The following is an 18,716-nucleotide window of genomic DNA, read 5'->3' on the forward strand; positions in this document are numbered from 1 at the left end:
TCAGCCCTGGACCATCGACGGGTCCATCCACATGATCTCCCAGGTGTGGCCGTCGAGGTCGTCGAAGGCGCGGCCGTACATGACCCCGTGGTCCTGGGCGGGACGGGGCTCGGTGCCGCCCGCCGCCAGGGCCCCGTCGACGAGCGCGTCGACGGCCTCGCGGCTCTCGGCGCTCAGACACAGCAGTACCTCGGAGGTCTTGGTCGCGTCCGCGATGTCCTTGTGGGTGAAGTCCTTGTACCGGGCCTCGGTCTGGAACATGGCCACGATCGAGTCCGTGATGGGCATGGAGGCGCAGTTCTCGTCGGTGAACTGGGCGTTGTAGCTGTAACCGAGCTTGCTCCAGAAGGTCTTGGTGGCCTCGAGGTCCTTGACCGGCAGGTTGACGAAGATCATGGTGGAGAACATCGGGGTCTCTCTTCTCTCGGTGCGTTCGCGTGGCTTTCGAGAGGTAGACCGGACTCCTCCGGAGAACTCATCGCTCCCCGCGAAACTTTTCCAAGAATCTTCGAACCCGCAGGTCAGACCAGGCTCGACCGCAGCTCCAGGGCCGCCAGCGGTACGAAGCCCAGCCCGTCGGAGCTCTCCAGGGAGGCATCGGCGCCGGCCAGCCGCTTGTGCAGGGTCAGCGCGATCCGCTCGCCCTGGGCCTTGGCCCGCTCCGCGTTCGGCCCCCGGTGCAGTCCGTCGATCGTGGCCCGCCACAGCTGCACCCAGCGGCCGAAGTCCTCGGCGGTCATCGCGCGGGCCGACTGGAGGGCCGCGTGCGGGGCGAAGGCGTTGCGCCGGTAGTCGGCGCTGCGGAAGAGGGCCCGCTCCCAGAAATCGGTGATCCGGGGCAGGTGCACGTCGAGGTCGGTACCGGCGATCTCGGTGAAGAAGGGCCCGATCCGCGGATCGGCGAAGGCCGCCGTGTAGAAGCGGCGCAGCACGACGTCGAGGTCGGCGCGGCCGGTGATGTCGGTGACGGCGGCGGAGTGGTTCATCACTCCACCATGCTCCCGCACCCGGCGCCTCCCCAGGGCAGAAAGTCCCGCATTCGGCATCTCTGGGACGTCGGCCGGATTCCGGGAAATCCCCCGGGAGCGGCCGGGCCGGATTGACCTCGCCCCGGTCGCTCCCGCGCCATGTGGAATTGACGTCACGTCAACTCGGCGGTCCTAGGTTCCTCGACGCGTGTGCGACTCCCCGCCCGACCGGGCGCGGAGCCCCTCCTCCACAGGAGTGACCGTGGAACGTCGTACCTTCCTCCGCGGGGCCGTCATCGGCTCCTCCGCCGCCGCCTTCGGCGGCACGCTGATGCACGGCGCGGCCTACGCGGCCCCCGCCCAGCCCGGCGCCGGACCCTACGGGGCGCTCGGCGCCGCCGACGCCAACGGCATCATGCTGCCCGCCGGCTTCAGCAGCCGGGTGATAGCGCGCTCCGGCCAGACGGTCCCCGGCACCTCGTACGCCTGGCACAGCGCCCCCGACGGCGGCGCCTGCTTCGCCGACGGCACGGGCTGGATCTACGTGTCGAACTCCGAGATCAACCCTTCGGGCGGTGCGAGCGCGGTCCGGTTCAACTCCTCCGGCACCATCACCGGCGCACAGCGGATCCTCTCCGGCACCCGCCAGAACTGCGCGGGCGGCAAGACCCCGTGGAACACCTGGCTGTCCTGCGAGGAGGTCAGCCTCGGCTACGTCTACGAGACCGACCCCTACGGCGTGAACGCGGCCGTGCAGCGCCCCGCGCTGGGCCGCTTCAAGCACGAGGCCGCCGCCGCCGACCCGGTGCGCAAGGTGATCTACCTGACCGAGGACGAGACCAACGGCTGCTTCTACCGCTTCGTCCCCACCACCTGGGGCAACCTCTCCTCCGGCACCCTCCAGGTCCTCAAGGCCGGCACCGCCGCCTCCGGCTCCTTCACCTGGGCCACCGTCCCCGACCCGGACGGCTCGCCGACCACCACCCGCACCCAGGTCTCGGGCGCGAAGAAGTTCGACGGCGGCGAGGGCTGCCACTACGCCAACGACACGGTGTGGTTCACGACCAAGGGCGACAACCGGGTCTGGCAGCTCAACCTGGCGAACAGCACCTACGAGCTCGCCTACGACGACTCCCTGGTCCCCGGCGGCAACGCCCCCCTGACGGGCGTCGACAACGTCACCGGGTCCTCGTACGGCGACCTGTACGTCGCCGAGGACGGCGGCAACCTGGAGATCTGCGTGATCACCCCGGACGACGTGGTCGCCCCCTTCCTCCGGGTCACCGGCCAGTCCTCCTCCGAGATCACCGGCCCGGCCTTCTCCCCCGCCGGCAACCGCCTCTACTTCAGCAGCCAGCGCGGCACGACCGGCAGCTCGACGGGCGGCATCACCTACGAGGTCACGGGCCCCTTCCGGACCTGACGGGGAAAGATCCAGCCCCGCCGGGCCACATCCAGCCCCGCCGGCGTTTGAGGCGCGGGGGTCCGGGGGCGGAGCCCCTGGCAACGGCGCCGCACGGCACCGACAACCGCGCCCCGGCGGGCCCGCGAACCCGCCGGGGCGCGGCCGTGTCACGACATCACGGCCCCGCCCTTGAGCAGCGCGGCGCCCAGCGGCGTCACCGTGTGCAGCACGGCGTTGCCCCGCCGCAGCGTGGTGACCAGCCCGGCCTCCCGCATCACCCCCGCGTGCTGGCTCGCGGAGGCCAGCGAGACCCCGGCCCGCCGCGCCAGTTCGCTCGTCGTGGCCCCGTCGCCGATCGCCTCGAGCACCACCGACCGGGTGTGCCCGACGAGCTTGCCCAGGGTGTGCTGGCGCTGCCGGCGCCGCTCCTCCGCGGGGCGGGCCGCCTCGCCGCCGGCCTGCGCCGAGGAGAGCTCGGCCGCCGCCGGATACACCAGCACGGGCGCCAGCTCCGGATCGTGCAGGGTCACCGCCGTGCGCCGGCAGAAGAAGGAGGGCTGGAGCAGCAGCCCGCGCCCCCGCAGCCGTACGTCCCGGTCCACGGGGTAGTCGCACTCCAGCACCGGCGCCCGCCAGCGCAGCATCGGCGGCAGCGAGGCCAGCAGCTCGTCCGCGCCCCCGTCGAGCAGCGCCCGCCCCCGCGCGGCCCGCTCGGCCTCTATCTGGGCCTGGATGTGGCTCCAGTACGGCTCCACGGCCGCCCGGTGGTAGCCCCGCAGCTCCCCGAGGAGCCGGGGCAGGTGCGCGGTGTCCCCCTCCATGAAGTCCCGCAGCCGCCTGGGGACCGGGGACTCGGAGCCGCGGTGCACGCCACCGTCCGCCGTCGCCGGCATCCCGAAGGCCGCGGCCATGCCGGAGCCGGCCTCCACACCCCGGCCGAGGAGGGTGAGCTCGCGGCGCAGCCGCTCCGGCCGGATCCCGCGCAGGGCGTCGAGCCCCACGTCCCACCCGTACTGCCCCTCCGTGGGCGTCAGGAAATCGGGGAAATACCCGCGGCTCGGTATCAGCGCGCCGAGAAGTCGTGTTTCACCATTCAACCGGGTGCGTGTTTCCGCACGCCAATCGCCGAAGAGCCGGGTATCGCGCCGGTCCCTTAAGCGGTGAAAACTCAGGATGGTTTCCCACAACGCATCCGGACGCCCTGCCATCCTTACGCGTGCGAGGTCCACTCCCGTGAAATGGATACGCAGCACCCGAACCCCCACCTGTGCAACCGCAATCCCCCCGCCCCTTGAGTATGCACGCCGTCACACGTGGTCACCATGGCCTTTCAGCCACAGTTGAAACCCCTTTCGGCGAAGGTGTGACAACCGAAATCCTGTACTCCGCCGGGCACACTCCGGCGCGACCGAAACGCTCCGCGAAGGCCGTGGGGGGCTTTGCGGGGCCTGGCGGTCGGTCGCACCGGGAAGCGCCGACGTGTCCGGCGGATTGGCGGCAGGCGGTGGACGGGTGGGGATCCGTCCACCGCCTGTTGCCGTTAAGGCATCTGGAACAACATTGAACCAATACTGACCCCGGGAACGCGGCGGAACGGCCGCGAACGCCGGGGAACGCCGTAGACCCCGTAGACCCGGAGACCCCGCGGAGGCGTAGAACGCCGGGGAAATAGACGCGCCTGCCACCGGACGTCAGGGAACCCGGGGGCAGGCGCGGTCGATGGGGGCCCGCAGCGGGGCCCGGCGGGTCAGCGGCTGTCGCTGCCCTTCGACTCGGCGGCGGCGCGGCCGGCCTCCAGGCGCGCCACCGGAATCCGGAACGGCGAGCAGGAGACGTAGTCCAGGCCGACCTCGTGGAAGAAGTGGACGGACTCGGGGTCGCCGCCGTGCTCTCCGCAGACGCCGAGCTTGAGGTCGGGGCGGGTGGCCCGGCCGGCCTCGACGGCGCTGCGGACCAGGGTGCCGACGCCGTCGCGGTCGATGGTCTCGAAGGGCGAGACCCCGAAGATGCCCTTCTCCAGGTAGGCGGTGAAGAAGCTGGCCTCGACGTCGTCGCGGGAGAAGCCCCACACGGTCTGGGTCAGGTCGTTCGTGCCGAAGGAGAAGAACTGCGCGGCCTCGGCGATCTGGCCGGCCGTGAGGGCGGCACGGGGCAGCTCGATCATGGTGCCGATGGTCAGCTTGAGGTCGGTGCCGGTGGCGGCCTCGACCTCGGCGATGACCGCGTCGGCCTCCTCGCGGACGATCTCCAGCTCCTGGACGGTGCCCACGAGCGGGACCATGATCTCGGCGCGCGGGTCGCCCTTGGCGTTCTTGCGCTCGGCCGCGGCCTCGGCGATCGCCCGTACCTGCATCTTGAACAGGCCGGGGATGACCAGGCCGAGGCGGACGCCGCGCAGCCCCAGCATCGGGTTCTGCTCGTGCAGCTTGTGCACGGCCTGGAGCAGGCGCAGGTCGTTCTCGTTGGCGTCCTTGCGGGACTCGGCGAGGGCGACGCGCACCGACAGCTCGGTGATGTCGGGCAGGAACTCGTGCAGCGGCGGGTCGAGCAGGCGGACGGTGACGGGCAGTCCGTCCATCGCCTCGAACAGCTCGACGAAGTCCTTCTTCTGGAGCGGCAGGAGGGCACTGAGTGCCTCCTCGCGCTCGTCGTCGGTGTCCGCGAGGATCAGTCGCTCCACCAGTTCGCGGCGCTCGCCGAGGAACATGTGCTCGGTGCGGCACAGGCCGATGCCCTGGGCGCCGAAGCGGCGGGCGCGCAGCGCGTCCTCGGCGTTGTCGGCGTTGGCGCGCACGCGCAGGCGGCGGACGCGGTCGGCGTAGGCCATGATCCGGTGCACGGCGGCGACCAGCTCGTCGGCGTCGTCGGCGCCGGCGTGCATGCGGCCCTCGAAGTACTCGACGACCGGGGAGGGTACGACGGGTACCTCGCCGAGGTAGACCTTGCCGGTGGAGCCGTCGATGGAGACGACGTCGCCCTCTTCGACGACCGTTCCGCCGACCGTCATGCGGCGGCGCTTGGTGTCGACCTCGAGGTCCTCGGCGCCGCAGACGCAGGTCTTGCCCATGCCGCGGGCGACGACGGCGGCGTGCGAGGTCTTGCCGCCGCGCGAGGTCAGGATGCCCTCGGAGGCGATCATGCCGTCGAGGTCGTCGGGGTTGGTCTCGCGGCGGATCAGGATGACCTTCTCGCCGGAGCGGGACCACTTGACGGCCGTGTAGGAGTCGAAGACGGCCTTGCCGACGGCCGCGCCCGGGGAGGCGGCGATGCCGCGGCCCAGCAGGGTCGTTTTGGCGCCCTCGTCGAAGCGCGGGAACATCAGCTGCGCCAGCTGGGCGCCATTGACGCGCTGGAGCGCCTCGGCCTCGTCGATGAGGCCCTGGTCCACGAGCTGGGTGGCGATGCGGAAGGCGGCGCCGGCGGTGCGCTTGCCGACGCGGGTCTGGAGCATCCACAGCTGGCCGCGCTCGATGGTGAACTCGATGTCGCAGAGATCCTTGTAGTGGTTCTCCAGCGTCGTCATGATCGTCATGAGCTGGTCGTACGAGACCTTGTCGATGGTCTCCAGGTCCGCGAGCGGCACGGTGTTGCGGATGCCCGCGACCACGTCCTCGCCCTGGGCGTTCTGGAGGTAGTCGCCGTAGACGCCCGCGTGGCCGGTGGCCGGGTCGCGGGTGAAGGCGACGCCGGTGCCCGAGTCGGGGCCGAGGTTGCCGAAGACCATGGAGCAGATGTTGACCGCGGTGCCCAGGTCGCTCGGGATGCGCTCCTGGCGGCGGTAGAGCTTGGCGCGGTCGGTGTTCCAGGAGTTGAAGACCGCTTCGACGGCGAGGTCGAGCTGCTCGCGGGCGTCCTGCGGGAACTCGCGGCCGGCCTGCTTGGCGACGATCTTCTTGAAGCGGGTGACCAGCTTCTTGAGGTCGGCGGCGTCGAGGTCGGTGTCGACGGTGACCTTCTTGGCGGCCTTGGCCTCGTCGAGGGCTTCCTCGAAGAGCTCGCCGTCCACGTCCAGGACGGTCTTGCCGAACATCTGGATCAGGCGGCGGTACGAGTCCCACGCGAAGCGCTCGTTGCCGGCCTGGGTGGCGAGACCGGCGACGGACTCGTCGGAGAGGCCGATGTTGAGGACCGTGTCCATCATGCCCGGCATGGAGAACTTGGCGCCGGAACGCACGGAGACCAGCAGCGGGTCGTCCGACTGGCCGAGCTTCTTGCCCATCTTCGCCTCGAGGGCGGCGAGGTGCGCGCTGACCTCTTCGCGCAGGTCGGCCGGGGCCTCGCCGCTGTCGAGGTAGACCTTGCAGGCCTCGGTGGTGATGGTGAAGCCGGGAGGGACCGGCAGACCCAGGTTGGTCATCTCGGCGAGGTTGGCACCCTTGCCGCCGAGAAGGTCCTTGAGGTCGCGGTTGCCCTCCGTGAAGTCGTAGACGAACTTCTGATCTTTGTTTTCCGACACGGGTCTCGACTCCTCGAGGCTCGGTGGCTGCCCTGACGGCCAGGAACATACCCAGATCGAAGGCTTATGGGTACGTCCACTTGGCGGTCATGTGGCCGTAACCACCTGGGTGCCAGCCAATCGAATGTAACTGGTGAGTAGCCAAAACCTACGAAGACCTTTCAGATCCCGAAGGGTGAGGTGCCCGCTGAGGCTTGTTTGCGCTCCGATGAGCGATCATCGATACATTTGCGTTCAATACTTGAACGAACAAAGGGTGGCACCCAGTGCCACCCTTTGAAAGTCTTACCCGTGACTATTGCGCTCATCTGAGCGAAACCTCACCCATGCGTGGCGTATGTCACGCCGCTGGTGGCACGCTTTACCACCCGATTCTCAGCCTCCGGACGTGTCCAGTTCGGCGTCCTCGCTCACGCCCGCGCAGTCGTACGGATCCTTCAGCCAGCCCTCGGGCAGGACAACCCGGTTGTTTCCGGACGTACGGCCCCGAGGACCGTCCGCGCTGTCCGGCCAGGGCTGGTCCAGGTCCAGCTCGCTCAGATGAGCGTCCAGCTCGGCCAGGGAGGAGGTGACCGCGAGCTTCTGCCGCATCTCCGAGCCCACCGAGAAGCCCTTGGTGTACCAGGCCACGTGCTTACGGAAGTCGATCACCCCGCGGGCCTCGTCGCCGATCCACTCCCCCAGCAGCTGGGCGTGGCGCAGCATGGTCTGCCCGACCTCCCGGAGCGTCGGCTTGTGGAAGTCCTCGGGCCGCCCCTCGAAGGCCGCGACCAGGTCGTTGAACAGCCACGGCCGCCCCAGGCAGCCGCGTCCCACGACCACCCCGTCGCAGCCGGTCTCGCGGACCATCCGCAGCGCGTCCTCCGCGCACCAGATGTCGCCGTTGCCGAGCACCGGGATCTCCGGGACGTGCTCCTTGAGCCGCGCGATGGCGTCCCAGTCGGCGGTGCCGCCGTAGTGCTGGGCGGTGGTGCGGCCGTGCAGGGCTATGGCGGTGACGCCCTCCTCGACGGCGATCCGGCCGGCGTCGAGGTAGGTGAGGTGGTCATCGTTGATGCCCTTGCGCATCTTCATGGTCACCGGCAGGTCGCCGGCGCCCGCGACGGCCTCGCGCAGGATCGCGCGCAGCAGGTTGCGCTTGTACGGCAGGGCCGAGCCGCCGCCCTTGCGGGTGACCTTGGGCACCGGGCAGCCGAAGTTGAGGTCGATGTGGTCGGCGCGGTCCTCTTCGACGATCATGCGGACCGCCTTGCCGACCGTCGCGGGGTCGACTCCGTACAGCTGGATCGAGCGGGGCTTCTCGGTCTCGTCGAAGTGGATCAGCTGCATGGTCTTCTCGTTGCGCTCGACCAGGGCCCGGGTCGTGATCATCTCGCTCACGAACAGTCCCTTGCCGCCCGAGAACTCGCGGCACAGCGTACGGAACGGGGCATTGGTGATGCCGGCCATCGGCGCGAGCACCACCGGGGGCTGCACGGTGTGCGGGCCGATCGCGAGAGGCGGGGGGAGCGTGGTCATCCCCCCATTGTGGCTCAGCCGTGCCGTTGATCGCATGTCGTTAGTTAGGCGTACTATCGGCCCATGGACGAGTTGACCCAGCGGCGGCGCCTGCTGATCCTGACGATCTGCTGCATGAGCCTGCTCATCGTCAGCCTCGACAACACCGTCCTGAACGTCGCCCTCCCCTCCATGCGCCGCGATCTGCACGCCTCCGTGGCCGGCATGCAGTGGACGATCGACGCGTACACGCTGGTCCTGGCCTCGCTGCTGATGCTGGCCGGCTCCACGGCGGACCGGATCGGCCGCCGCAAGGTCTTCACCGCCGGCATCGTGCTCTTCACCGCCGGCTCGGTGCTCTGCTCGCTCGCGCCCAGCCTGGGCTGGCTGATCGCCTTCCGGATGATCCAGGCCGTCGGCGGCTCGATGCTCAACCCGGTCGCCATGTCGATCATCACCAACACCTTCACCGAGCCGAAGGAACGCGCCCGCGCCATCGGCGTCTGGGGCGCGGTCGTCGGCATCTCGATGGCCGCGGGCCCGCTGATCGGCGGTCTGCTCGTGGACTCGGTCGGCTGGCGGTCCATCTTCTGGATCAACCTGCCCGTCGGCATCCTCGCCCTCGTCCTGACCCTGCGCTACATCCCGGAGTCCCGGGCCGAGCGCCCGCGCCGCCCGGATCCGGTCGGGCAGCTGCTGGTCATGGGCCTGCTCGGCTCGGTCACGTTCGGGATCATCGAGGCCCCCTCCGCCGGACTGGGCTCCCCGCTGATCCTGGGCTGCGCGGTCGTCGCCGTACTGTCCCTGACCGGGCTGCTGGCCTACGAGTCACGGCGCGCGGAGCCCCTGATCGACCCGCGGTTCTTCCGCAGCGCCCCCTTCAGCGGGGCGACGGTGATCGCGGTCAGCGCCTTCGCCGCGCTGTCCGGGTTCCTGTTCCTCAACACCCTGTACCTCCAGGACGTACGGGGCCTCGACGCGCTGGACGCCGGCCTCTACATGCTGCCGATGGCGGCCTTCGCCTTCCTCTGCGCCCCCGTGTCGGGACGGCTCGTCGCCGCCCGGGGACCGCGGCTCCCGCTGCTGGTCGCGGGCGTGACGATGGGGGCGAGCGGGCTGCTGTTCGCGGCGTTCTCGGCCGAGAGCTCGACGCCGATGCTGTTCTGCGGGTACGTGCTCTTCGGCATCGGGTTCGGCCTGGTGAACGCGCCGATCACCAACACCGCCGTCTCCGGGATGCCCCGCGCGCAGGCCGGCGTGGCCGCCGCGGTGGCCTCCACCAGCCGGCAGACCGGCGGGGCGCTGGGCGTGGCGATCGTGGGCGCCGTCCTGGCCTCCGGGATGGCCGGCGGGGCCGGCTCCGCCGCCGGGTTCGTGGCCGCGGCGCGGCCCGCCTGGTGGATCATCACGGTGTGCGGGCTGCTCGTCCTGTGCGTGGGCTTCGTCACCAGCGGCGGCTGGGCCCGGGAGACGGCCCTGCGCACGGCCCGCGCCCTGGAGCCGCAGTCGGGGCCCTCGCGAACGGGCGCCGCACCGCGGCACTGAGCCGGGGGGGCCGGGCGGCCGGGTGGCCGGGGGCCGAGTGGCCGGGCACCGGGCGGCCGGGGCGGGTACCTACTCGCCGCAGGCGAAGTCTTCGCTGTGGGAGTCGATCCGGTCCAGCAGGCCGCGCAGCGCTTCCTGATCCTCGTCCGAGAGGCGGGCGAACAGGCCCAGTTCCACCGCGTCGAGGGCCGCGTTCGTCTTCGCGAGGGCGGCGGTGCCCGCGTCGGTGATGGCCACGTTGTGGCGGCGCCGGTCGGCCGGGTCCCGGCGGCGTTCGACGAGCCCGTCGCCCTCCAGGTCGTTGAGGATCCCGACGAGCACGCTCGGATCCACCTCCAGCCGCTCGGCCAGCGCTCCCTGCCCGATGGGCCCGGTGTCCAGGTGCGCGAGGGTCATCGCGTGGCGCGGGGTGAGCCCGGCGGCGCTGAGCGCCTTCTTCATGCGGGTCTGGGTGATCGATCCGTGCCAGGCCAGCAGCAGGCCCAGCCGCTGCGGCGGGTGCGGGGAGTCCTGAATCGCCGTCATGTCCACATCGTAACAACCGGGAAATGATTGCGCCCTGCCGATCGTTGATGGTATTCAATGATTATCCTCAGCCGATCATTGGAGTGCGCCATGTTCATCGCCTATGCCGTCGTCGCCGGACTGCTCGCCCTCACCCTCGCCGCCTCCGCGACCTTCACCCTCCAGCACAACCCCTCGATCACGGAGAGCATGACCAAGGTCGGGGTGCCCGACTCCTGGCTCCCACGGCTGGCCACCCTCAAGGCGGCCGGCGCGATCGGCCTGATCGCGGGCCTGTGGCTGGCGCCGCTGGGCATCGCCGCCGCCATCGGCGTGACCCTCTACTTCCTCGGCGCGATCGTCTTCCACCTGCGCGCCAAGGACTACAACTTCGCCCCCGCGGCCGTGCTCGCCCTGGTCGCGATAGCCGCCCTGGTCCTGCGCGCGGCGGCCTGACGCGCCCTCCACCGCGACCTCGCCCCGACCTCCCTGGACAGTTGCTCTTCGCGCAGATAGTCTGCGCGAAGAACATCTACCGGGAGGCCCGCCATGTGGCAGTACGAGCACGCCATCGAGACCACCGCCGCACCCGAGGCGATCTGGGCCCTGTGGGCAGACGTCGAGAACTGGGGCACCTGGAACGCCGACATCGAGAAGATCGAGCTCCGCGGGCCCTTCGCGGCGGGCGCCGAGATCACCATGACCCCGGCCGGCCAGGATCCGGTGGAACTGCTCGTCGCCGAGGCCGCCGAGGGCGAGATGTTCGTCGACGAGGCGCGCTTCGGCGGGCTGGTCCTGCGGACCACCCACCGGATCGACCGGCTCGACCCGGCACTCAGCCGCGTCGTCTACCGGATGGAGATCAGCGGCGAGGGTGCGGCCGAGGCCGGTCCCGAGATCGGCCCGGCCATCACGGCCGACTGGCCCGACACCATGGCCGCGCTGGTCCGGACGGCCCAGGGCTGATGCCCCTGACCCCCGGCGAGAGCCCCGGCTTCCTGCTCTGGCACGCCACCCTGCGCTGGCAGCGGGACATCGCCGCCGCATTGGGGCCGCTGGGCCTGACCCACGTGCAGTTCGTCCTCCTCGCCTGCGCCTGGTGGCTCAACGAGCAGGGCGAGCAGCCCAACCAGCAGGCACTGGCGCGCCAGGCCGGCACCGACGTGAAGATGACCTCCCAGGTGGTGCGCACCCTGGAACAGAAGGGGCTCGTCGCCCGCGAGGTCGACCCCGCGGACACCCGAGCCAAGCGGCTGCGGGTCACCGCGGCCGGGGCCGAGCTGGCGCCGCGGGCGATCGCCGCCGTCGAAGGGGTCGACGAGGAGTTCTTCCGGCCCGTCGCACGCGAGGACACCGTCACCCTGCTGAGCCGCCTGGCCCATCCCGAGTCCTGAATCCGCGCCCCCGACCCCTCCCCCGCCCAGCCCCGTCCGCCTTGCGGGCGGGGCTTCCTCGCACGAACGAGTGACAGATATTGAAATCTGTCAGCCGTCATGTCATTCTCGTTCCATGACGACGAACCAGAGCACCCCTCAGAACCCGCAGACCGGCACCCGCACCCTCGGCAGCACCGGACCCGCTGTCTTCCCGCTGGGGCTGGGCTGCATGGGGATGTCCGCCCTCTACGGCGAAGCCGACCGGGCGGAGTCCCTCGCCACCATCCACGCCGCCCTCGACGCCGGGGTCACCCTGCTGGACACCGGCGACTTCTACGGCATGGGGCACAACGAGCTCCTCATCAACGAAGCCCTGCGCACCGCCCCCGCCGCGGCCCGGGACAAGGCGCTGACCAGCGTGAAGTTCGGCGCCCTGCGGACGGTCGAGGGCGGCTTCACCGGGTACGACGGGCGGCCGGCGGCCGTGAAGAACTTCCTCGCCTATTCGCTCCAGCGGCTCGGCCGGGACCACATCGACGTCTACCGCATCGCCCGGGTCGACCCCGACGTCCCGATCGAGGAGACCGTCGGCGCGATCGCCGAGGCGGTCACCGCCGGGCACGTCCGGCACATCGGGCTCTCCGAGGTCGGCGCGGACACCCTGCGCCGGGCCGCCGCCGTGGCCCCGATCGCCGACCTCCAGATCGAGTACTCCCTGATCTCGCGCGGGATCGAGGAAGAGATCCTTCCCACCGCCCGCGAGCTCGGCATCGGCATCACGGCGTACGGGGTGCTGTCCCGCGGCCTGATCAGCGGCCACTTCACCCGCGACCGCACGCTGGCCCCGGGCGACTTCCGCGGGATGAGCCCGCGCTTCCAGGGCGACAACCTCGACCGGAACCTCGACCTGGTCGACGCCCTGCGCAAGGTCGCCGACGAGAAGGGCGTCAGCGTCGCCCAGACGGCCATCGCCTGGGTGCTCGCGCAAGGAGAGGACATCGTTCCCCTGATCGGCGCCCGCAGCCGCGAGCGGCTCGGCGAGGCCCTGGGAGCCCTCCAGGTCACCCTGACCTCCGCCGACCTCGCCGCCATCGAGGCCGCCGTCCCGGCCGGTGCGGCCGCCGGCGAGCGGTACCCGGCGGCCCAGATGGCCCACCTGGACAGCGAACACTGATCCGGCTGTACGGTCGTACTCATGCCACCCGCAGCCGCCGAGCCCCTCACCCCCGAGCGCATCCTCGAAACCACCGAGGAGGTGCTGCGGCGCTTCGGCCCGACCAAGGCGACCGTGGTGGACGTGGCGCGCGCCCTGGGCGTCAGCCACGGCAGCGTGTACCGGCACTTCCCGTCGAAGGCCGCGCTGCGCGAGGCCGTCACGGACCGCTGGCTCGCCAAGAGCGTGGTGATGCTGGAGGAGATCGCCTCGGCCCCGGCCGAGCCCGCCCCCTCCAAGCTGGAGTCGTGGCTGGAGGCGCTGTTCGAGGCCAAGCGCCACAAGGCCGGTGACGACCCGGAGCTGTTCGCGACGTACATCGTGCTGCTCGACGAGAGCAGCGGTGTGGTGGAGCGCCACATCACCGAGCTGATCGAGCAGCTCGCCGGCATCATCGGCGAGGGGGTCGCGGCGGGAACGCTCAGCGCACCCGACGTACCGGCCGCCGCGCGTGCGGTGTTCGATGCCACCGGCCGCTTCCACGATCCGCTGTACGCGGCGGACTGGCTCCAGCCGACCATCACCGCCGACTTCGAGGCGGTCACCGCCCTGGTCATCCGGGGCCTGCGCGCCTGACGTGCGGAACCGGCCAGTCCGGACGGCTTGATCATCATTTGGGACGGCATCCCCTTGCCGTGCATCCGCCGTGTTCCTACGTTCCCCTGTACCGCACACCATCAGGTCCGTTCCAGGGGGAACATTGTCCAGTCAGCAAGAACCGGCAGCGCAGTCCGGGCCTCCCGCCCGGTCCGGGGCCGCCGCCGCGATCGGTTGGATCCTGACCATCGGGTTCAACGTGGTCGCACCCATCCTCACGTACAACGTCCTCACCGACCGGGGCTGGAGCGAGTTCGCGGCGCTGCTGGTCAGCGGCGTCTGGCCGGTGGTCGACTCCGCCGTCCACCTCGCCTGGCGGCGCAAGATCGACGAGTTCGCCGTGGTCACCCTGGTCTTCCTGGTGATCACCGCCCTCGTCACGCTGATCGGCACGCACTCCGCCCGCGCCCTGCTCGTCAAGGACTCGGGGGTGACCGGGCTGTTCGGGGCGCTCTGCATCGCGACGCTCTTCGCGCCACGGCCGCTGATGTTCTACTTCGGCCGCAAGTTCGGGACCGACGGCACCAAGGAGGGCGTGGCGTACTTCAACGGGCTCTGGCAGTACCCCGACTTCCGCAAGGCGATGCGGCGGATGACCACCGTCTGGGGCGTCGCGTACCTGGTGGAGGCCTCGCTGCGGGTGGCGCTGGTGTTCGTGCTGAGCGTCGACACGATGGTCTGGGTCAGCCCCGTCCTGATCTACGGGTTCCTGGTCTCGCTGATCTTCTGGACCGTCCGGTTCTCGCAGCGCACCGCGGCCGAGGGTGAGGCCCGTGCCGCGGCGCTGGCCGCCCGGGCCGGCGGTCCGGCCACCGCGTAACCGGCGCGGAAGACGGCAGTGGCCCGGTGCGCGATGCGCACCGGGCCACTGCCGTTCGAGCCGAGCGGTGGAACCTAGCAGCCGAGCAGGCGGCTGCCGAGGTAGCTCTGGATCTGGTCCAGGGAGACGCGCTCCTGCTTCATGGTGTCGCGCTCGCGCACGGTCACCGCGTTGTCGTCGAGGGTGTCGAAGTCGACGGTGACGCAGAACGGCGTACCGATCTCGTCCTGACGGCGGTAGCGGCGGCCGATGGCGCCCGCGTCGTCGAACTCGATGTTCCAGTGCTTGCGCAGGTCGGCGGCGAGGCCCTTGGCCTTCGGCGACAGCTGCGCGTTGCGCGACAGCGGCAGGACGGCGACCTTGACCGGGGCCAGGCGCGGGTCGAAGCGCATCACGGTGCGCTTCTCCATGACGCCCTTGGCGTTGGGGGCCTCGTCCTCGTTGAACGCGTCGAGCATGAAGGCGAGCATGGCGCGGTTGACACCGGCGGCCGGCTCGATGACGTACGGGGTGTACTTCTCCTTGGACTCCTGGTCGAAGTAGACCAGCTCCTGGCCGGAGGCCGCGGAGTGCGCCTTGAGGTCGAAGTCGGTGCGGTTGGCGACGCCTTCGAGCTCGGAGAACTCATTGCCACCGAAGTTGAAGCGGTACTCGATGTCGGCGGTGCGCTTCGAGTAGTGGGACAGCTTCTCCTTCGGGTGGTCGTACCAGCGGATGTTCTCCTCGCGGATGCCGAGGTCGCGGTACCAGTTCCACCGCTCCTGCATCCAGTACTCCTGCCACTGCTCGTCCTCGCCCGGCTTGACGAAGAACTCCATCTCCATCTGCTCGAACTCGCGGGTGCGGAAGATGAAGTTGCCGGGGGTGATCTCGTTGCGGAAGGACTTGCCCATCTGCGCGATGCCGAAGGGAGGCTTCTTGCGCGAGGTGGTCATCACGTGGGCGAAGTTGGTGAAGATGCCCTGGGCGGTCTCGGGGCGCAGGTACGCCTTGGAGCCGGTGTCCTGGGTCGGGCCGAGGTGGGTCTCCAGCATGCCGGAGAACTGCTTCGGCTCGGTGAACTGGCCCTTGACGCCGCAGTTGGGGCAGTTGATGTCGGCCAGACCGTTGGCGGGCACGCGGCCGTGCTTGGCCTCGTACGCCTCTTCCAGGTGGTCGGCGCGGTGGCGCTTGTGACAGGAGGTGCACTCGGTCAGCGGGTCCGAGAAGGTGCCGACGTGACCGGAGGCCACCCAGACCTCGGGGGCCAGGATCACCGACGAGTCGAGACCGACGATGTCCTCACGCCCGGTGACCATGGCCTTCCACCACTGGCGCTTGATGTTCTCCTTGAGCTCGACACCGAGCGGACCGTAATCCCAGGCAGCCCGAGAGCCGCCGTAGATGTCACTGCACGGGAAAACGAAGCCACGGCGCTTGCTCAGGCTGACGATGGTTTCGATCTTGTCGGCGGCCACGGTGCTCTCTTCATTTACGAGGACGAACGGCGAAGCCTCAAGGTTACCGGCGCCCGCACCCCCCCTTTCAAATCGGGACCCCCCTCCCCCGGCCCCGCAGCCCCCTCCGACCAGGGTTTTTGACAATCGTTTCCATCTTTGATGAAAATGGATGTCATGAACGTACGACGACACCTCATACCGACCGCCGCCCTCGCCGCCACCGTCGCCCTCGCCGCCGCGGCCCTCACCGCCTGCTCGGGCACGGCCGGAGCCGCCGGGGCGAAGGACGGCAAGCTCGACGTGATGGCGTCGTTCTATCCGATGCAGTTCCTGGCCGAGCAGATCGGCAAGGACCACGTGAAGGTCGACACCCTCACCAAGCCCGGGGTCGAGCCGCACGACCTGGAGATCACCCCGAAGCAGACCGCGCAGCTCGGCGAGGCCGACGTCGTCCTCTACCTCAAGACGCTGCAGCCCGCCGTCGACAAGGCCGTCGCCCAGTCCGGCGTGAAGAACATCGTCGACGCCGCCACCCTCACCAAGCTGGAGGTGCACGGCACCTCCGGCCACGAGGACCACGAGCACGCCGCCGAGGGCGAGGGCGACGGCCACGACCACAGCCACGGCGAAGCCGGCGAGGACCCCCACGTCTGGCTCGACCCGGTCAAGTACGCGGAGATCGCCAAGGGCGTGGGCGCGGCCCTGGCCAAGTCCGACCCCGACCACTCGGCGGACTACAAGAAGAACACCGACGAGCTCGTCGCCAAACTGGGCACGCTGGACACCGAGTTCAAGGACGGCCTGAAGAACACGGCCTCCAAGACCTTCATCACCACCCACTCCGCCTTCGGCTACCTCGCCGAGCGCTACGGCCTCGACCAGGAGGGCATCTCCGGCGTCGACCCCGAGTCCGAGCCCAGCCCGGCCCGGATGAAGGAACTCCAGGCCCTCGCGAAGCAGGACAATGTCTCGACGGTGTTCTTCGAGACCCTGGCCAGCGACAAGACGGCCAAGACCCTCGCGACGGACACCGGCCTGAAGACCGACGTCCTGGATCCCCTCGAGGGAATCACGGACAAGTCCCAGGGCGCTGACTACTTCGAGGTCATGCGGGCCAACCTGAAGAACCTCCAGAAGGCACTCGGCACCAAGTAATGGCAACAGCAGTAGCGGCATCGGAGGCGCGAGCCATGGAGTCCAAGCCCACCCAGGCCCTGGACCAGCCCGTCATATCCCTGCGCGGGGCCACGGCCTCGCTCGGCTCGCGCCCCGTGCTGCGCGGCATCGACCTCACCGTCCGCAGCGGCGAGGTCGTCGCGCTGCTCGGCGCCAACGGCTCCGGCAAGTCCACGGCCGTCCGCGCCGTGGTCGGCCAGGTCCCGCTGAGCGACGGCGCCCTCTCCCTCTTCGGCACCGACTTCAAGCGGTTCCGCGACTGGTCGCGCATCGGGTACGTGCCCCAGCGCACCACCGCCGCCAGCGGGGTCCCCGCCACCGTCCGCGAGGTCGTCTCCGCCGGACGGCTCGCCAAGACCCGCTTCGGGTTCCTGCGCAGGGCCGACAAGGCCGCCGTGGAGCACGCTCTGGACCTGGTCGACATGGGTGCGTACGCCGACGCCTCGGTCAACGCCCTCTCCGGAGGCCAGCACCAGCGGGTGCTCATCGCCCGCGCCCTGGCCGGCGAACCCGAGCTGCTGATCATGGACGAGCCGATGGCCGGGGTGGACCTGGCCAACCAGGAGGTCCTGGCGAACGCCCTGCGCAGCCAGGTCGCCGCCGGCACCACCGTGCTGCTGGTCCTGCACGAGCTGGGCCCGCTGGAGCCGCTCATCGACCGCGCCGTCGTCCTGCGCGACGGCTGCGTCACGCACGACGGCCCGCCCCCGGAGGCCCTCGGCCAGCACGCACTGCCGGGCCACGACCACGTACACCCCCACTCCGCGCACGACGCCGAGCCCCTCCGGACGGGACTGCTGAGCTGATGGACCTCCTCGACTACGCCTTCATGCAGCGGGCCCTCATCGCCGCCGCCCTCGTCGGCATCACGGCCCCCGCGATCGGCACGTACCTCGTCCAGCGCCGCCAGGCCGTCATGGGCGACGGCATCGGGCACGTGGCGATGACCGGTGTCGCGCTCGGCTTCCTGCTCAACACGAGCCCGGTGTGGATGGCCACGCTGGTCGCGGTCATCGGCGCGGTCGGCATGGAGCTGATCCGCTCCCGCGGCAAGACCAGCGGGGACATCGCGCTGGCCATGCTCTTCTACGGCGGCCTGGCCGGCGGCGTCATGATCATCAATCTGGCCCCGGGCGGCTCCACGGCCAACCTGACCAGCTACCTGTTCGGCTCCATCACCACGGTCTCGGCCGAGGACATCACCGCGGTCGTGATCCTCGCCCTGTTCGTCGTCGCCGTCACCCTCGGCCTGCGCCGGCAGCTGTTCGCGGTCTGCCAGGACGAGGAGTTCGCCCGGGTCACCGGCCTGCCGGTGCGCTTCCTGAACCTGCTCATGGCCGTCACCGCAGCCGTCACCGTCACCGTCGCGATGCGCATCGTCGGCCTGCTGCTGGTCAGCGCCATGATGGTGATCCCCGTCGCGGCCGCCCAGCGTGTCACCCGCGGGTTCACCGCCACCCTGACGGTGGCCATGGTCATCGGCGTACTGGTCTCACTGTCCGGCACGGCCGCCACCTACTACATCGACGCCCCGTCCGGCGGCACGATCGTGCTGCTCGCCATCGCCGTCTTCATGGTGATGACGGCGGTGTCCACCCCGCTGGCCCGGCGCCGGGCCAGGGCCGCCCGCGCGGCCGAAGAAGTCTGTACGCGGGACGACGTAAAGGTCTGAAGACCTCGGGCCGTCGGCCGCCTGGCACAATGGGCCGAAGCCGAGACG

The 18,716-nt window shown here is 70.2% G+C and carries 18 protein-coding genes; 11 read left to right on the forward strand and 7 right to left on the reverse strand.

What is annotated here, in order from left to right; translation table 11 throughout:
• Both ACIA8F_RS26200 and ACIA8F_RS26205 read right to left on the reverse strand, forming a co-directional pair.
• Entirely contained in the window at positions 1-408 is a 408-nt protein-coding gene (locus ACIA8F_RS26200) for a VOC family protein (protein ID WP_399382313.1), read from the reverse strand.
• 113 nt (positions 409-521) lie between these two features.
• The gene (locus tag ACIA8F_RS26205; RefSeq protein ID WP_399382315.1) at positions 522-986 is read right to left on the reverse strand and encodes a group III truncated hemoglobin; all 465 of its coding nucleotides are present in this window, start codon (positions 984-986) and stop codon (positions 522-524) included.
• Positions 987-1,230: 244 nt separating this feature from the next.
• Between ACIA8F_RS26205 and ACIA8F_RS26210 the strand changes: the two genes are divergently transcribed.
• On the forward strand, positions 1,231-2,391 hold the full coding sequence (locus ACIA8F_RS26210; RefSeq protein ID WP_399382316.1) for a PhoX family protein: 1,161 nt from the start codon (positions 1,231-1,233) through the stop codon (positions 2,389-2,391).
• Positions 2,392-2,540: 149 nt separating this feature from the next.
• Here ACIA8F_RS26210 and ACIA8F_RS26215 read toward each other — a convergent pair whose 3' ends face one another.
• The 3 genes from ACIA8F_RS26215 to dusB form a co-directional block, all read right to left on the reverse strand.
• Entirely contained in the window at positions 2,541-3,626 is a 1,086-nt protein-coding gene (locus ACIA8F_RS26215; RefSeq protein ID WP_399382318.1) for a helix-turn-helix domain-containing protein, read from the reverse strand.
• A 494-nt stretch (positions 3,627-4,120) separates the two neighbouring features.
• Positions 4,121-6,829: a pyruvate, phosphate dikinase gene (gene ppdK / locus ACIA8F_RS26220; RefSeq protein ID WP_399382319.1), complete on the reverse strand. Its 2,709-nt coding sequence runs from the start codon at positions 6,827-6,829 to the stop codon at positions 4,121-4,123.
• Positions 6,830-7,204: 375 nt separating this feature from the next.
• Complete coding sequence (dusB, locus tag ACIA8F_RS26225; protein WP_399382321.1) at positions 7,205-8,347, reverse strand: tRNA dihydrouridine synthase DusB; 1,143 nt, start codon at positions 8,345-8,347, stop codon at positions 7,205-7,207.
• Positions 8,348-8,410: 63 nt separating this feature from the next.
• Between dusB and ACIA8F_RS26230 the strand changes: the two genes are divergently transcribed.
• Positions 8,411-9,871 carry an MFS transporter gene (locus tag ACIA8F_RS26230; RefSeq protein WP_399382322.1) on the forward strand — a complete coding sequence of 487 codons (1,461 nt, stop codon included), beginning with the start codon at positions 8,411-8,413 and terminating at the stop codon, positions 9,869-9,871.
• Positions 9,872-9,940: 69 nt separating this feature from the next.
• Here the strand turns inward: ACIA8F_RS26230 and ACIA8F_RS26235 are convergent, their stop codons facing one another.
• Positions 9,941-10,396 (reverse strand): MarR family winged helix-turn-helix transcriptional regulator, encoded by a 456-nt coding sequence (locus ACIA8F_RS26235; RefSeq protein WP_399382323.1) that lies wholly within the window; start codon positions 10,394-10,396, stop codon positions 9,941-9,943.
• A gap of 90 nt (positions 10,397-10,486) precedes the next feature.
• On the opposite strand from ACIA8F_RS26235, the gene ACIA8F_RS26240 reads away from it, so the two are divergent.
• The 6 genes from ACIA8F_RS26240 (at position 10,487) to ACIA8F_RS26265 (ending at position 14,381) form a co-directional block, all read left to right on the forward strand.
• Positions 10,487-10,831, forward strand: a complete 345-nt coding sequence (locus ACIA8F_RS26240; protein ID WP_399382324.1) for a DoxX family protein — start codon at positions 10,487-10,489, stop codon at positions 10,829-10,831.
• Positions 10,832-10,924: 93 nt separating this feature from the next.
• Positions 10,925-11,341, forward strand: a complete 417-nt coding sequence (locus tag ACIA8F_RS26245; RefSeq protein ID WP_399382326.1) for an SRPBCC family protein — start codon at positions 10,925-10,927, stop codon at positions 11,339-11,341.
• Positions 11,341-11,769 carry a MarR family winged helix-turn-helix transcriptional regulator gene (locus ACIA8F_RS26250; RefSeq protein WP_399382327.1) on the forward strand — a complete coding sequence of 143 codons (429 nt, stop codon included), beginning with the start codon at positions 11,341-11,343 and terminating at the stop codon, positions 11,767-11,769. Before ACIA8F_RS26245 ends, ACIA8F_RS26250 begins: the two co-directional genes overlap by 1 nt.
• A 115-nt stretch (positions 11,770-11,884) precedes the next feature.
• Positions 11,885-12,925, forward strand: coding sequence for an aldo/keto reductase (locus ACIA8F_RS26255; protein ID WP_399382329.1), 1,041 nt, complete (start codon positions 11,885-11,887; stop codon positions 12,923-12,925).
• A 21-nt stretch (positions 12,926-12,946) separates the two neighbouring features.
• Entirely contained in the window at positions 12,947-13,540 is a 594-nt protein-coding gene (locus ACIA8F_RS26260; RefSeq protein WP_399382331.1) for a TetR family transcriptional regulator, read from the forward strand.
• 124 nt (positions 13,541-13,664) lie between these two features.
• A complete protein-coding gene (locus ACIA8F_RS26265; RefSeq protein WP_399382333.1) occupies positions 13,665-14,381 on the forward strand; it encodes a VC0807 family protein in 717 nt (238 codons plus the stop codon).
• A 74-nt stretch (positions 14,382-14,455) separates the two neighbouring features.
• Here ACIA8F_RS26265 and ACIA8F_RS26270 read toward each other — a convergent pair whose 3' ends face one another.
• Positions 14,456-15,838, reverse strand: a complete 1,383-nt coding sequence (locus tag ACIA8F_RS26270; protein ID WP_399382335.1) for a glycine--tRNA ligase — start codon at positions 15,836-15,838, stop codon at positions 14,456-14,458.
• Positions 15,839-15,994: 156 nt separating this feature from the next.
• Between ACIA8F_RS26270 and ACIA8F_RS26275 the strand changes: the two genes are divergently transcribed.
• The 3 genes from ACIA8F_RS26275 to ACIA8F_RS26285 are packed head-to-tail and all read left to right on the forward strand — an operon-like array spanning position 15,995 to position 18,668.
• Complete coding sequence (locus ACIA8F_RS26275; RefSeq protein ID WP_399382337.1) at positions 15,995-16,975, forward strand: metal ABC transporter substrate-binding protein; 981 nt, start codon at positions 15,995-15,997, stop codon at positions 16,973-16,975.
• A gap of 35 nt (positions 16,976-17,010) precedes the next feature.
• Positions 17,011-17,802 carry a metal ABC transporter ATP-binding protein gene (locus ACIA8F_RS26280; RefSeq protein ID WP_399382339.1) on the forward strand — a complete coding sequence of 264 codons (792 nt, stop codon included), beginning with the start codon at positions 17,011-17,013 and terminating at the stop codon, positions 17,800-17,802.
• Positions 17,802-18,668, forward strand: coding sequence for a metal ABC transporter permease (locus ACIA8F_RS26285; protein WP_274552012.1), 867 nt, complete (start codon positions 17,802-17,804; stop codon positions 18,666-18,668). Before ACIA8F_RS26280 ends, ACIA8F_RS26285 begins: the two co-directional genes overlap by 1 nt.
• Positions 18,669-18,716: the final 48 nt, after the last annotated feature.

Origin of the sequence: Streptomyces sp. NPDC051563 (genome assembly GCF_044454225.1) — a bacterium.
Lineage (GTDB): Bacteria > Actinomycetota > Actinomycetes > Streptomycetales > Streptomycetaceae > Streptomyces.